General features: G+C 49.6%; 15 protein-coding genes. 6 read left to right on the top strand and 9 right to left on the bottom strand.

From position 1 onward, the window contains the following. Positions 1 to 22: 22 nt before the first annotated feature. Positions 23 to 403 (top strand): group II truncated hemoglobin, encoded by a 381-nt coding sequence (locus tag ACTBZS_RS04700; protein WP_027405201.1) that lies wholly within the window; start codon positions 23 to 25, stop codon positions 401 to 403. Here ACTBZS_RS04700 and ACTBZS_RS04695 read toward each other — a convergent pair. Together ACTBZS_RS04695 and ACTBZS_RS04690 are read right to left on the bottom strand one after the other, a co-directional pair. Continuing rightward, positions 400 to 831 carry a PaaI family thioesterase gene (locus ACTBZS_RS04695; protein WP_022653463.1) on the bottom strand — a complete coding sequence of 144 codons (432 nt, stop codon included), beginning with the start codon at positions 829 to 831 and terminating at the stop codon, positions 400 to 402. The genes ACTBZS_RS04700 and ACTBZS_RS04695 overlap by 4 nt on opposite strands. A gap of 29 nt (positions 832 to 860) precedes the next feature. Further along, the gene (locus ACTBZS_RS04690; protein WP_022653462.1) at positions 861 to 1,220 is read right to left on the bottom strand and encodes a dihydroneopterin aldolase; all 360 of its coding nucleotides are present in this window, start codon (positions 1,218 to 1,220) and stop codon (positions 861 to 863) included. A 79-nt stretch (positions 1,221 to 1,299) separates the two neighbouring features. On the opposite strand from ACTBZS_RS04690, the gene plsY reads away from it, so the two are divergent. Further along, positions 1,300 to 1,911 carry a glycerol-3-phosphate 1-O-acyltransferase PlsY gene (gene plsY, locus ACTBZS_RS04685; RefSeq protein WP_022653461.1) on the top strand — a complete coding sequence of 204 codons (612 nt, stop codon included), beginning with the start codon at positions 1,300 to 1,302 and terminating at the stop codon, positions 1,909 to 1,911. Here plsY and ACTBZS_RS04680 read toward each other — a convergent pair. Continuing rightward, a complete protein-coding gene (locus ACTBZS_RS04680; protein WP_463043418.1) occupies positions 1,908 to 2,531 on the bottom strand; it encodes an arylesterase in 624 nt (207 codons plus the stop codon). The genes plsY and ACTBZS_RS04680 overlap by 4 nt on opposite strands. Between ACTBZS_RS04680 and ACTBZS_RS04675 the strand changes: the two genes are divergently transcribed. Together ACTBZS_RS04675 and ACTBZS_RS04670 are read left to right on the top strand one after the other, a co-directional pair. Next, positions 2,530 to 3,231 carry an ABC transporter ATP-binding protein gene (locus ACTBZS_RS04675; RefSeq protein WP_022653459.1) on the top strand — a complete coding sequence of 234 codons (702 nt, stop codon included), beginning with the start codon at positions 2,530 to 2,532 and terminating at the stop codon, positions 3,229 to 3,231. The two genes, ACTBZS_RS04680 and ACTBZS_RS04675, sit on opposite strands and share 2 nt — an antisense overlap. Then, on the top strand, positions 3,224 to 5,716 hold the full coding sequence (locus ACTBZS_RS04670) for an ABC transporter permease (protein WP_463043417.1): 2,493 nt from the start codon (positions 3,224 to 3,226) through the stop codon (positions 5,714 to 5,716). The genes ACTBZS_RS04675 and ACTBZS_RS04670 overlap by 8 nt, the downstream gene beginning before the upstream one ends. Before the next feature lie 43 nt (positions 5,717 to 5,759). Here ACTBZS_RS04670 and ACTBZS_RS04665 read toward each other — a convergent pair whose 3' ends face one another. The 6 genes from ACTBZS_RS04665 to ACTBZS_RS04640 all read right to left on the bottom strand — a co-directional run bounded on the left by ACTBZS_RS04665 (position 5,760) and on the right by ACTBZS_RS04640 (position 12,916). Next, entirely contained in the window at positions 5,760 to 6,323 is a 564-nt protein-coding gene (locus tag ACTBZS_RS04665; RefSeq protein ID WP_022653457.1) for a TMEM165/GDT1 family protein, read from the bottom strand. A gap of 272 nt (positions 6,324 to 6,595) precedes the next feature. After that, the gene (locus ACTBZS_RS04660) at positions 6,596 to 7,150 is read right to left on the bottom strand and encodes a FixH family protein (protein ID WP_460431272.1); all 555 of its coding nucleotides are present in this window, start codon (positions 7,148 to 7,150) and stop codon (positions 6,596 to 6,598) included. 2 nt (positions 7,151 to 7,152) lie between these two features. Further along, positions 7,153 to 8,598 (bottom strand): cytochrome c oxidase accessory protein CcoG, encoded by a 1,446-nt coding sequence (ccoG, locus tag ACTBZS_RS04655; RefSeq protein ID WP_022653455.1) that lies wholly within the window; start codon positions 8,596 to 8,598, stop codon positions 7,153 to 7,155. Between the two features lie 289 nt (positions 8,599 to 8,887). Continuing rightward, positions 8,888 to 10,852, bottom strand: a complete 1,965-nt coding sequence (gene acs / locus ACTBZS_RS04650; RefSeq protein WP_022653454.1) for an acetate--CoA ligase — start codon at positions 10,850 to 10,852, stop codon at positions 8,888 to 8,890. A 76-nt stretch (positions 10,853 to 10,928) separates the two neighbouring features. Then, on the bottom strand, positions 10,929 to 12,605 hold the full coding sequence (locus ACTBZS_RS04645; protein WP_463043416.1) for a cation acetate symporter: 1,677 nt from the start codon (positions 12,603 to 12,605) through the stop codon (positions 10,929 to 10,931). Continuing rightward, on the bottom strand, positions 12,605 to 12,916 hold the full coding sequence (locus ACTBZS_RS04640) for a DUF485 domain-containing protein (protein ID WP_022653452.1): 312 nt from the start codon (positions 12,914 to 12,916) through the stop codon (positions 12,605 to 12,607). Before ACTBZS_RS04640 ends, ACTBZS_RS04645 begins: the two co-directional genes overlap by 1 nt. A gap of 294 nt (positions 12,917 to 13,210) precedes the next feature. On the opposite strand from ACTBZS_RS04640, the gene ACTBZS_RS04635 reads away from it, so the two are divergent. Both ACTBZS_RS04635 and ACTBZS_RS04630 read left to right on the top strand, forming a co-directional pair. Next, positions 13,211 to 14,089 carry a LysR family transcriptional regulator gene (locus ACTBZS_RS04635; protein WP_463043415.1) on the top strand — a complete coding sequence of 293 codons (879 nt, stop codon included), beginning with the start codon at positions 13,211 to 13,213 and terminating at the stop codon, positions 14,087 to 14,089. Between the two features lie 121 nt (positions 14,090 to 14,210). Next, positions 14,211 to 14,696, top strand: a complete 486-nt coding sequence (locus ACTBZS_RS04630; protein ID WP_463043414.1) for a hypothetical protein — start codon at positions 14,211 to 14,213, stop codon at positions 14,694 to 14,696. The last annotated feature ends 116 nt before the right edge of the window (positions 14,697 to 14,812 follow it).

Genomic DNA, 14,812 nt, shown 5'->3' with positions numbered 1-14,812 from the left:
TTTCTCTGATACGAAAGCCTTTATGCAAGCACTGACCCCCTACGAATTGCTCGGCGGCGAAGCCATGTTGCGCCGTTTGGTTTCACGGTTTTACCAAATCATGGATGAAGACCCTGTGGCGTTGGAAGTCCGCCGGATGCACCCACAAGATTTGAGCGAGTCGGAAGAAAAGCTGTTTATGTTTTTATCTGGTTGGTTGGGTGGGCCAAGCTTGTATATGGAAAAATACGGCCATCCCCGTTTGCGGGCACGGCACATGCCTTTTGCCATTGATGATTTTGGCCGCGATCAGTGGATGCACTGTATGCGGCGGGCGATGGACGAATTGCCCATCGAACCCGAACTGAAAAAGAAATTGGACGAAGCGTTGTGGAACACAGCCGATTTTATGCGGAATCGTTAACGGCGCGGCGGAATCGAATAAGTGCCAGTGACATGCGCCACTGGCTCATCCACCCCTTCAGAAAACAACATCACCTCACCCACCGCCAAACGCTGGCCAAGTTTTAGAATCCGGCCCTCGGCGATAATGTCTGCCTGTGGTGGTTTACGCAAAAAATTGATGTTTAAACTGGTCGTGACCGCTAACTCCACTCGACCGATCATCCCCAACACCACCGCATAGAGCGTGGCATCCGCAATCGCCATCAAAGCCGGCCCTGCCACTGTGCCACCCGGGCGGATTAAATCGGGGTTAAAGTGCATTTTCATGGTGGCTTCACCATAACCAATGCTTTCGGTACGAATCCCAAACAAACGACAAAGCGGTAGCGCTTCGTCAATCAGCTGTTGGAATTCTTCTAAACCAATCTGTGCGCTTTCTGTGGACATCAGGTTTCTTCCATAAAATGATTTTATTATTAACGTGGCCGTTGGCCGCGTTCGATAATAACACCAACTTTTTTCACCCGAGGCAGAATGCCCAATTTGGTCACTGCCACCCGCACCCACGGCGCGCCAAACTCCTCGCGAATCACCGTGGCGATATGGTCGGCCAGCGCTTCTAACAATAAAAAGTGTTGTTCTGCCAACAACGTACGCAAACGTTCAACAACGACACCATAGTGAATGGTGTCGCCGATGTTATCGCTATGACAGGGCTGTTCACTTGGAATACCGATGTCAAGATCGAGTTCGATGGTCTGCGGAGCCTGCCGTTCCCAGTCGTACACTCCAATGACCGTATCCAGTCGGACTTCGCGCAGAAAGATGATATCCATAAATTAAAGAGGCAATGCCGTTTCAGCCAGACAACAGGATGCCGTAGAATGCAAAGTCCCGTATTGTAGTGAAATCGCCATGCCCACGATAGCATTCATCATTACCGCTTACCTTATCGGCTCTTTATCATTCGCAGTCATCGTTAGCCGCGTTATGAATCTAGCCGATCCCCGCACCTTTGGTTCGAAAAACCCGGGTGCAACCAATGTGTTGCGAACTGGCAATAAATTGGCCGCTGCACTGACCCTACTAGGCGATGGCGCCAAAGGCTGGGTGGCGGTTGAACTTGCCCGCTACTTTGCCCCGCAATATGGCTTGGCCGATCCAGAGATTGCCATGGTGGCGCTTGCTGTGTTTGTAGGTCATTTATGGCCCATCTTTTTGAAATTTCATGGCGGCAAAGGGGTGGCCACTGCACTTGGTGTGTTGTTGGCATTTCACCCGTTATTGGCCCTCGCCGCCTTGGGCACTTGGTTATTGATTGCCTTCACCACTCGTATTTCATCCCTAGCTGCGCTGATCGCTGCGTTAAGTGCCCCCGTCTATGGCATGTTCTTGCTGGATGGTGGGGTATATCTTGGCACAACCTTTATTCTGTCTTTGCTGTTGGTACGCCGCCACAAACAGAATATTTTAAATTTGTTGGCCGGCAAAGAAGGCAAAATCGGCCAAGATAAAAAGTCCTCCTAACGCGATTTTCTCTGGGCTGTAGTCAACAAGGGCCGCAGTCCAGTTAATACTGTGTTCATCATTTGCCGTTGAACTTGGGCTTTGGGGTGAATGCCGTCGGGCTGAAATTGATTCAGATCGGCAGCAAACCCCGCCACCAACAACGGCACTAAGGCAAGCTGTTGTTGTTTAGCTACGGCAACAAAGCTGTGTTGAAATTGTTGGATATATTGCTGACCGTAGTTGGGTGGCAATGTCATGCCGACTAATAACACCTGTCCACCTTGTTGCCGCACTAGCTTAACCATCGCAGTTAGGTTATGTTGCATTGCAGAAACCGGCAACCCACGCAAACCGTCATTGCCGCCTAATTCCAATATCACAATATCTGGCTGATATTGTTTTAACGCATGGGGTAGACGGCTCAGCCCGCCATCGGTGGTTTCTCCGGTTTGACTGGCATTGAAAACCCGATGTTGCGGCGCCAACTCTTTGGCTAATAAATCTACCCAACCTTCTCCGGCACGCAAACCATAGCCAGAGGAGAGGGAATCTCCAAACACCAAAATGGTCGCAGCAAACAACGGCGTACTGATTAACAGCGTGCCACTGATCGCCAGCCATAGGAAAATTTTTCGCATGAGTTCCGTTTCTCCAGAATTGCCACCGATTTTGCAAGCGGTAGACGTTGTTAAACATGTGCAACACGCTGGTAGCAGCTTATCGATTTTGCAAGGGGTGAATCTCACCCTCTACCCGGGGGAAACCGTTGCCATTGTCGGTGCCTCTGGCTCGGGCAAATCCACCCTACTCGGTTTGCTAGCCGGTTTGGACCATCCATCGGGAGGACAAATTGCGCTGTTTGGCAAACCATTGGGGCCACTAGATGAAGATGCCCGTGCGCGGTTACGCCATCAATTTGTCGGCTTTGTCTTCCAATCGTTCCAGCTGATGCCGGCCTTGACTGCGCTGGAAAATGTAATGCTGCCCTTAGAGCTGGCAGGTGACCCCGAAGCAGAAAGCCAAGCCAAAGCGATGCTAGAACGAGTTGGATTAAGCCAACGTCTGGATCACCTCCCGAAATATCTGTCGGGTGGAGAACAGCAGCGGGTGGCATTGGCACGCGCCTTTGTCGCCTCACCAAAATTACTATTTGCTGATGAACCGACTGGCAATCTGGATGCGGCCACCGGCGCCCAAATCATCTCGTTAATGTTTCAACTGAATCGAGCACAGGGCACCACGTTGGTTTTGGTCACCCATGACAGCGCTTTGGCCTCACGCTGTGACCGTGCCTTTCACCTCACCGGAGGGAAGTTAGTGGAGTTGAGCCGTGAATAGTGTCTGGTCGCGCTTGCGTTTCGTCTTGCGCTTTTTCCGGCGTGAATTGGTGTCTGGCGAGCTGAATTTATTGGCGCTAGCGATTGTTGTCGCCGTCGCGGCAGTAACCAGTGTGGCTTTTTTTGCGGATCGTGTCGAACGTGGCCTGCGTCAGGAAGCCACACGCCTATTAGCAGCCGATTTGGTATTAAGCAGCGATAAGCCTTTGCGTGAACGCTACGGCGCAGACATCAGCAAAGCCGGTTTTGACATCGCCGATACCATCAGTTTTCCCAGCATGGTGTTTTCTCGTGAGTCGGCACAGCTCAGTGCGATCAAAGTGGTCAGTACCGGCTATCCACTACGAGGCAATGTGGAAATTTTACAAAACGGCAAAGTCGTTTCTGGCCGTTTAACACCGCAAGAAGGCACAGTGTGGCTGGATGAACGCTTGCTGGCGCGGCTCAATGTCAAAGTTGGCGACGTGGTCCGAATTGGGAATGCCGAGTTTCGGATTGCAGCCCAGTTGATTCGTGAGCCGGATGGGGCGGTGGATGTGTATAACTTTGTCCCTCGGGTCATGTTCCACCATAGTGATTTAGCACGCACAGCGTTAGTCCAAGAAGGCAGTCGTTTACGCTATCGCTTATTGATTGCGGGTGAAAGTCGTCGTCTGGAACGACTACAAAAAACCTTAGAAACCCAGTTACAACGCGGCGATAAAATTGAACGGGTAGAGGATGCGCGGCCCGAGGTTCGGGTGGCACTCGAACGAGCCCAACGTTTTCTTGGCCTCACGGCACTGTTGGCAGTGGCATTGGCAGCCGTGGCAATGGCCCTAGCATGCCGCCGCTATCTCGCCCGCCATTATGCCCCAGTCGCCACCCTGCGCTGTTTGGGTGCCACACAGAATGAAATTCTCTTCTTATTCTCTGGCCAATTTATCGTTCTCACTTTGGTTGCCGGTGGTGTGGGCTGTGTTGTGGCTTGGTTGACGCAAGAAATTTTGTTGCTGCCTTTTGCCAGCCTTTTAGGCACACAACTGCCACCAGCCGGATGGATGCCGTGGGTGAGTGGATTAAGCACGGGGATGTTGCTGTTGCTTGGCTTTGCCATTCCCCCACTGTTGCAACTGCGACAAGCGCCTACTTTGCGCGTATTGCGTGAAGATATTCAACCACAACGTGCGGGTATCCTAGCCTATGCCGCAGGCGCCACGGCGCTGTTTGCTTTGATGTTATGGCAAGCAGGCGATGTCAAAGTGGCCAGTCTGGTTGCTGGTGGCTTCTTGGCCTTTATAGCGGTTTCGGCGGCCCTCGCGTGGGTGATGTTGGGTATTGCACGGCGGCTGACGCGGCATGGTAGTGCGATGAGTTGGCATTATGGAATTGCCCAAGCAACCCGCCGTCCGAGCTTAACGCTGTTGCAAATTGTGGCGTTGTCGTCGGGGATTATGGCGTTGTTGGTGCTGATGGTCGTACGGGGCGATTTGTTAGAAGCATGGCAACGCAACTTACCACCCGATGCGCCGAACCGTTTTGTCATCAATATTCAACAGAAACAGTTAGATCCAGTGGCAGATGCCTTTGTGAACCAAGGCTTGCCGGTACCGGATTTTGCGCCAATGATTCGCGGTCGTTTATTGGCGATTAACGGTAAACCAGTACGACCACAAGAATATCGTGACGAACGTACCCAACGCTTGGCCGAACGCGAATTTAATCTGTCTTGGAATGACATACTACCGAAAGGCAATCGTTTAGTGGCTGGCACATGGTGGGAAGCCGGCGCCAGCGCGCAATTTTCAATGGAACGTGATATTGCCGAGCGATTGGGGATTAAGCTCGGTGATGAGCTGAAATATGAAATTGCGGGTACGGAATACCAAGCCCCCGTTACCAGCATCCGCGAAGTGGATTGGGACAGTTTCCGTGTCAACTTTTTTGCCATCGCCAGCCCTGCGTTGTTACAAGATCGGCCAGCCAGCTATATCACTAGCTTTCATTTGCCGGAGGATCGCGAAGATGCCGTCACCGCTTTGGTACAAGCCTTTCCCAACCTGACCATCATTGACGTCAGTGCTATTTTGGCCGAAGTGCGGAGCATGGTCGATAAACTGGTGTTAGCGATTCAATTTGTATTTGGCTTTAGCCTGTTAGCAGGGGTGTTGGTGTTGTGGGCAGCCATTCATACCACCCGTGATGAACGAGCTTTTGATGCTGCGGTACTGCGTACACTCGGCGCATCACGACAACAGCTGATAAAAATGCACCGCAGTGAGCTAATTGCTCTTGGTGTGGCAGCCGGTGGCTTAGCCGCCCTCGGTGCCAGCGCGCTTTCTATTGGCGTCGCCACTTGGTTACTCGATTTACCGGTGAGTTTTAACCCAATGTTGTTCCCTCTGGGGATAGCGATTGGAGTATTTGCAACCTGGGCAGCGGGTATGCCAGCAGTCCGACATATCGCTAAAGTCAGTCCACTGGCAGCACTACGACAATTTTCTTAATACACCACAGAAAAAGGGACAACAGCGAACTGTTGTCCCTTTTTTAAATGCCGTACCACAATACCCAAATACCCAGCACAACAAATAACGCCGCTGCAGCCAGATGAATCCACCGAATAGGTAAGCGATCAGCAGCAAAATTACCAATCAATACCGCCGGCACATTAGCCAGCATCATGCCACAGGTAGTCCCCATCACCACGCCGAATAAATCGGTATATTTTGCCGATAACATCACCGTTGCGATTTGGGTTTTATCACCCATTTCTGCCATAAAAAAGGCAATCGTTGTCGCCATAAAAACACCGAGTTTTTCTTTCACAGCGGTATCTTCTTCGTCAATTTTATCTGGAATCATTATCCAGACAGCCATAGCAAAAAAAGCAAGGACCAATAACCAACGCAAAATATCGGGGGATAACCACGCCACAACCAATTGCCCCAACCAAGCGGCAGCAAAATGATTCAATACGGTTGCAACGAAGATGCCCAAAATAATAGGCAAGGGACGGCGAAAACGCGCAGCGAGTAATAAAGCCAATAACTGCGTTTTATCGCCCATTTCGGCCAAAGCAACTAGGCCAGTAGACATGAGGAAAGCATCCATCTATAGACTCCTTGGGGTTGCTCGCACCAAATGACCTGTGCTGCTGCAACCCCAACGGAGCAGGCACAAGGTCATTAGGTCTTGCAATGCGGATGCCGCAGTGAGCGCCATGATCGAGTGGATCAAGTATGTTGACGCGCACATTCAACCAAGATGGCTGAATTAGCTACTCCCCCAAAGACGGCGGCAGTGTACGCTGCCATGCAACAAAAAAGCAAGCGCGCAGGTTAGCTAACCCACGCGCTTGTTTGACAGCGGCTTAGAGGCTGGACTTATTGCGCTGCACTGCCTTCGGTCGCTGGAATATCGTTTGGTGGTGCCATCGAGAAAGCGTGGCCTTCGTCAAGTTTCCACTCATTATGCAAACGCCACCCTTGTTTTGGGTCTTGCAGTTGCACATACCAATGAGCAGCAGAGGCCAGTTGTAAACGAGCTTGATAAATTCCGCCGCCTTGATGTTGCAATACGGCATGAATATCACGATCGGCCAAGGTGGGGTGCGCCAAGGAAAGGTGAAGCTGATCAGGGAACACAAACGCCTCACCACCTTTTAACAACACCCGCACCGCAGCATTATCTTCACTGACCATCACTTGCGCGCTTAAACCTTGTTTCAACGCCAACACGTCGCGTTTATGATCGAGGTGAATTTCTTTACCGCGTTTGTAGTAATCATCGTTTACCACGGTATCGTCGGTACTGGCAGCCAACCAAAACGTAATCACCCCCGCCACCACTACCACAGCTGGCCCAAGAATCAACAACCAAGGCCACCCTTGCCGATACCAAGGCAAAGAAGACGAACCAGAAGCGGGGGGGGTGATCATACTTACTCTCCAATAAAACTCGATTTTTCGGTTAAGTTCACACCACTCTCATCAAGAGAACGGATGTGGAACTGGATAGGATGGCTGCCTTTTGGCGCTTGTTCAGGATCGACGTGTACACGCACCACAATCGATTCATTACCGGTCGGTTTGAGATCCACTTCGACCTTACCACCATCCAATGTGATCCCTGGTAGACCAGAGACAGTGATAGCAAGTTTCTGGGTTTCTTCTGAAGTGTTCATTAACCGCAGGCTATAGGTATTTTCTAATAAGCCATCGTCCGTTTGTCGAACTAAAGAAGCACGGTCACGCAATACATCCACTTTCAAAGGCTGGCGCATCACAAACGAGGTTGTTCCTGCGACCAACACCACCAACAACACCAGACCATACATCATCACCCGTGGCCGTTTCAAACGTGACCACATCTGGCTTTCTGGGTATTTACCTTCTAGGGCATTTTCTGTGGTGTAACGAATCAAACCACGGGAATAGCCAACTTTGTCCATGATTTCATCACAGGCATCAATACAGGCGGCACAGCCAATACATTCATACTGTAAGCCGTTACGAATATCGATGCCGGTAGGACACACTTGCACACACACACCGCAGTTTACACAATCACCCAAGCCGGCGTCTTTTGGATCCACCCCTTTCTTGCGCGCACCACGCGGTTCACCCCGTTGAGTGTCGTAAGAAATAATCAGCGTATCCGCATCAAACATCACACTCTGGAAGCGTGCATAGGGGCACATATATTTACAGACTTGTTCACGCATAAAACCTGCAAACAAGTAGGTAAAGCCACCATAAAAGAAAATCCAGAATGTTTCCCACGGCCCAAAATCAAACGTTTGTGCCGCAGCCAATAAGTCTTTAATTGGCGTGAAAAAACCAACTAAGGTAAAACCAGTCCATAGCGAGAATAGAATCCACGCACTGTGTTTAGCAGTTTTAATGCCAACCTTGCGTGCACTCATTGGACTTTTATCCAACTTCATCCGCTTATTGCGATCTCCTTCAATCGCTTGTTCTATCCACAAGAAAATCTCGGTATATACCGTTTGTGGACAGGAATAACCACACCATAAACGGCCAGCAATAGTCGTCCATAAAAATAGACCCAATGCGGCACACATTAACAAGCCAGCAAGATAAATAAAATCCTGTGGAAAAAAAGTTAAACCAAACAGATAGAATTTTCGCGCTGCCAAATCAAATAACACAGCTTGGCGACCATTCCACGTTAACCACGGAAAAACATAAAATACAAATTGGGTAATAATAACTAATGCAATACGCCAATTATTGAAAATCCCCTGAACAGCGCGGGGATAGATTTTTTTATGTGCCTCATATAAAGAGACTTCTTGCGCATCGTTCCCTTTGCCGGCGGCGACGGGTTGGATGGGTATCACTTTTTTGTCAGCGTTTTCAGACATGACAGTACTTTCTACAAGTAAGCGAAACAGGGCAGTTGTGGAGCGTGCAGCTTTTCGCTGCGACAGCATTACAATCCACTTTTTTCTTAAATGATAGCAGGAAGCGGCAACAACCGTTACCGTCATATTGTACTGCTTTGATGTGCGACAATCGTTTCTGTTTGATGTTCAGTCAGGACTGCGCTTTCCAGCGCAAACAAAAAAAACGGTAGCCCATTCAGGACTACCGTTCAATGACACCTATGCAAGAACAGGTGTTACGTGCTCAACGAATGATTTGATACGTTGATTATTGTGCCTCTTGCAGCTGATCGAGGATTTGTGGGTTTTCCAGTGTCGAAACGTCTTGAGAAATTTCTTCACCTTTAGCAATCGAACGCAACAGACGGCGCATGATTTTGCCAGAACGGGTTTTCGGTAAGTTCTCACCGAAGCGGATGTCATCAGGCTGTGCAATCTTGCCGATTTCGTGCGCCACCCAGTTTTTCAGCTCAGCAGCGATTTTCTTCGCCTCTTCACCTGTCGGGCGAGCGCCTTTTAAGACCACGAAGGCAACCACGGCTTCGCCTTTCACTTCGTGAGGTTTACCCACGACAGCGGCTTCTGCGACCAGTGGGTTTGCCACCAGTGCCGATTCAATTTCCATGGTACCTAAGCGGTGACCAGACACGTTCAGCACATCATCGACACGACCCATGATCCAGAAGTAACCATTTTCGTCACGGTTGGCCGAGTCGCCTGCCAAGTAGTATTGACCGTTAAACTCTTCTGGGAAATAGGTTTTCTTAAAGCGATCTGGATCACCCCAGATAGTACGCACTAAGGATGGGAAGGGCTTTTTGATGACCAAGAAACCACCACGACCTGGTTCAACTGGCGCACCCGATTCATCCACGATGTCGGCAATAATACCCGGCAATGGCAAAGTGCAAGAACCTGGTTTGGTTGCCACAGCACCTGGCATTGGCGCAATCATGTGGCTACCGGTTTCGGTTTGCCACCAAGTATCCACGATTGGGCAACGGCTACCGCCTACCACTTCGTAGTACCACATCCAAGCTTCTGGGTTGATCGGCTCACCCACCGTCCCCAACAGGCGCAGCGAGGAAAGGTCAAATTGTTTTGGCAAATCCGAACCCAGTTTAATCAGGGAACGAATCGCCGTTGGTGCGGTATAGAAAATGCTGACTTTATGATCTTGAATCATGCGCCAGAAGCGAGTGGCATCTGGGTAAGTTGGCACACCTTCAAACACCACTTGGGTTGCACCAAACGCCAATGGGCCATAGGCAACATAGCTGTGGCCGGTAATCCAACCCACATCGGCGGTGCACCAGAATACATCGTTTGGCTTGCTGTCAAAAATCCAGCGGAAGCTGTTCACGGCACCCAACAAGTAACCGCCGGTGCTGTGTTGAATCCCTTTTGGCTTACCAGTCGAACCGGAAGTGTAAAGAATGAACAGTGGATCTTCAGCGTTCATCCATTCTGGTTCGCAATCGGTTGCTTGGTTTTCTACCAATGCCGACCATGCAATATCACGGCCTTCGGTCCAAGGTACTTCAGTTGGGGTGCGTTGTAACACCACCACTTTTTCCACTGTCTCACAACCGCCCAAGCTTAATGCTTCGTCAACAGTTGCTTTCAGTGGCACAAATTTACCGCCGCGCACGCTTTCGTTCGCGGTGATCAATACTTTACCGCCGGTATCCAACACGCGATCACGCAAAGCGCCTGCCGAGAAACCGCCGAATACAACAGAGTGGATTGCACCGATACGCGCACATGCCTGCATCGCCACAATAGCCTCGGTCACCATCGGCAGGTAAATCACAACGCGGTCGCCTTTTTGCACACCGAGAGATTTCAAACCATTCGCAAATTGACAAACTTTTTCGTACAGCTCACGGTAAGTGATGTTTTCCACTTTGCCGTCATCTGCTTCAAAAATGATGGCAACTTTGTCGGCTTTGTCAGCCAAGTGGCGGTCGATACAGTTGTAGGAAACGTTCAGTTCACCATCATCGAACCATTTGAAGAAGGGTGGATTGCTGTCATCCAACACACGGGTAAATGGTTTTTTCCAAGAGATCAGCTCGTTTGCCAAATTACCCCAGAAACCTGCGTAGTCGTTATTGGCTTGTTCACACAGGTTGTTGTAACCCTCCATGCCCGACACAGTTGCTTTTTGACGGAACTCTTCGGTTGGTGGGAAAGTGCGAGTTTCTTTCAACACGGATTCGATAGTGGACATCTTGATCATCTCCTAAACAGATGAATACTTAGAGTTTGTTACCCCCGTCACCGACAGGGGTAACTCCGAACAACAATTAGTGTTTCGAAGCACCAGCAGCACCGATACCAGTCATGGAGCGCACGAACTGAGCATCGAAGCGACCTTTTTCTTCTTGTGCCTGACGGGAGCTGTCAGTCACCGAGAACAACCAAGTCGAGAAGAAGGCCAAAGTCATGGAGAACAACGCTGGGTTCTTGTATGGGAACAGCTCAGAACCTTTCTCGTGACCTAACACTTCCACCCACACAGTTGGGCCAAACACGATCAACACGACAGCAGAAGTCAGACCGATAAAGCCACCGATCACCGCGCCGCGAGTGGTCAGACCTTTCCAGAACATGGAGAGGAACAACACAGGGAAGTTAGCCGAAGCTGCAATCGAGAACGCCAGACCGACCATGAAGGCGATGTTTTGTTTTTCGAAAGCGATACCCAAGACGATGGACAACACACCCAAGACCAGAGTAGTCATCTTGGATACGCGCATCTCATCTTTCTCGTTGGCTTTGCCTTTCTTGATCACCGAAGCGTACAAGTCATGCGACACAGCAGAAGCACCAGACAGTGCCAAACCAGCCACCACCGCCAAAATCGTGGCGAAAGCAACTGCAGAGATAAAGCCTAAGAACAAGTCACCACCCACAGCTTTCGCCAAGTGAACAGCAACCATATTGTTACCACCAACAATCTTGCCTGCGTCATCCAAGAAGCTAGGGTTGGTACCGACCAAGAAGATGGCGCCGAAACCGATGATGAAGGTCAGGATGTAGAAGTAACCGATGAAGCCTGTTGCATAGAACACCGACTTACGTGCTTCTTTTGCGTTACCCACAGTGAAGAAACGCATCAGGATGTGTGGCAAACCAGCAGTACCAAACATCAACGCCAAGCCCAAGGAAATCGCATCAATTGGGTTCGATACCAGACCACCAGGTGCCATAATGGCGGTGGCTTTTGGATGGTTTTCCACAGCTTTAGCAAACATCGCTTCTGGGCTGAAACCAACCGAAACCAGCACCATCAGTGCCATAAAGGAAGCACCAGACAGCAGGATGACGGCTTTAATAATTTGCACCCAAGTGGTTGCCAACATACCGCCGAACATCACGTACATCACCATCAGCACGCCCACCAAGATCACCGCCACAGCGTAATCAAGACCGAACAGCAATTGGATCAGCTTACCTGCACCTACCATCTGAGCGATCAGATACAGGGCCACCACAACCAAGGTACCGGTAGCGGCTAAGATACGGACGGGGGTTTGTGCCAAACGGTAGGATGCCACGTCGGCAAAAGTGAACTTACCTAGGTTACGCAGACGCTCTGCCACCAAGAACAGAATCACAGGCCAGCCGACCAAGAAGCCGATGGAATAAATCAAACCATCGTAGCCCTTGTCGAACACCATCGCCGAAATACCCAAGAACGACGCAGCAGACATATAGTCACCGGCAATCGCCAAGCCGTTTTGGAAACCAGAAATACCACCGCCAGCGGTATAGAAGTCAGAAGCGGATTGCGTCCGACGGGCTGCCCAGTAAGTAATACCGAGCGTAAAACCGACGAAAGCGAAGAACATGATGATGGCAGACCAGTTGGTTGCCTTGGCTTTCTGCACTTCACCTTCAACTGCGCCGGCAGCAAAAGCGGCGGCAGAGAGACCCACCAGCGCCAAGGCGCCTAAAATTTGCGGAATACGGCGATTCATCACTTTCTAGCCTCCTCAACCACTTCTTGAGTTAAGCGGTCAAACTCACCGTTTGCACGCTGCACATAAATTCCGGTTAATACAAAGGCTGAAATGATCACACCCAAACCCACTGGAATGCCCACTGTGGTAATACCACCGCTCAGAGATGCACCTAAGCCGCTAGGATTGAAAGCCAATACCAGAATGAAGCCGTAGTAGATTGCCAGCATAACGATGGAGAGCATCCACCCAAAGCCGGTTTTCTTTTGGACCAATTCTTGAAACTTCGGATTAGCCTGTACTCGAGCAACGATTTCCTCATTGTTCATACATTTCCTCACTTTCTCATTATTAAGCGTGGACTTATAAATGGCCCACTGCGGCGGAGACTCTACGAAAGGAACAAGGCGCTTGGCTAATCGCAATTACTGATGTAAAAAATCAGCATGACAAATGATGCAAAGCAACATTTGTTATAAATCATCAAGTTACGCGCTATTTTTCGTCATTAACTTTGGTTAAAATTGTGAAAAAAAATCGAGAGAGATTGACGGATTTGCTTACAGTGCGGAACATTCTGTTACAAGAATAATGACAATCAAAAAACCAAGGGGACGCATAAATTGGAAATCTACCAACTACGAACTTTCGTGACAGTTGCCCAACAAGGCCACCTCACCCAAGCAGCTGAATTACTCCACTTAAGTCAACCGGCGGTCACTGCACAAATTAAGGCGCTCGAAGAGGACTTTGGGATGCCGCTATTTGAACGCAGCACAGGAGGGGTAACCCTGACGCGAGTAGGACAAGAATTGCTGCCGCAAGCACAGGCGATCCTAACGGCGGCACGCGACTTGATGAACCATTCGCGAATGCTAAAGGGAGAGATGAAAGGGAAAGCGTTAATTGGGACCATTACCACCCCAGAGATGACCAATATCGGCCCCTGGGTCGCTGCATTAGCCGAGAAATACCCATTGATTGATATCCAGCTACAGCATGGCGTGACTGGCCAAATTCTCAATAAGGTCCGCAAAAAGGAATTAGATGCTGGTTTTTATATTGGCAACAACCCTTATGTCAATGTCAACACTCTCACACTGACAGAATTATGTTTCCGCATCGTTGCGCCTGCTGCTTGGCAATCACGCATTGAAGGTCTACAGCCGAGGGAGTTGGGGAAACTGCCGTGGATTGGCATTTCCCAATTATCCAGCTTGCACAGATTGACCACCGAGTTATGGCGTGAACTCAATATCGCGCCTAAGAAAATTGCCGAAATCGACCATGTCCCTACTATCTGTAGCGTGGTCGAATCGGGTGTGGGACTGGCTTTAATGCGCGAAGATGAGGCCAAACCGCTTGAAGCACAGGGCCGATTGTGTCTCATCCCAAACATTGAGAAACGAGCAGATTTACAATTCGTCTATCCAGCTGACAGAGAAGGAGAGCCAATTTTGCAGGCACTACTGTCCGAATTGGTTTCTGTGTGGAAAATATGACGTTAATTTACTGAATAGGGCAAGTTGCTGTTGACATTGAACTAATTTGCAATAGACTAGCTTAAGTGCTAGACACACACAAAATGATCAACAGCAATCCCTGTACTGACAGAGGCGTCCCATGCAAAAACAAGACTTTCCTTTTGCATTACAAGAAGTCACCGAAATGCTTTCAAGGCATCATCGCCAGCTCTTAGACGCCCAGTTCAACTGGTATCGTGCCTTGCTACAAGGCAGACAGCCAATCAATCGAGACATGGCTCCGCCGGTTATTTCAGAGAATGTTGAACGTACGATTGAAGCCTCTAATCATTTGTTACAAGCGCATGTCTGTGCACAAAACGATTTATTACAGCTCTCTGAAAGATGGCTAAGCCACTGGCAACGTAACCTGCGCTACCTAACGCAAGAAACTAATCCAAGCGGTGCTGAGGTTCTTAAACCGGCTTTTGTGTTTAGTGAAACTGCTGTTGAATCTCTTTCAAAAGCCTCCAGACAAATCAACCAATTTTCATGCGTGCGCTTTGGTAATGCGATGTTAAAAGCCTCTAGCTGTGCACAAACCATGCTACAACCCAAAACACCTCCTCATCTGCGCAATCACTAAAACATTTCGCCCATGCAAAAAGCCCCGATTTTCGGGGCTTGATTATTTATTATTTTGTGTGGAGTTAAAAACAAAACCCCCTGCTACTTGGTAGCAGGGGGTTTGATGTTGGGAGC

It is taken from the genome of Aquaspirillum sp. (genome assembly GCF_055136605.1).
Note: the sequence above shows the minus strand (reverse complement) of the source record. Positions and strands in the feature narration are given on the sequence as shown.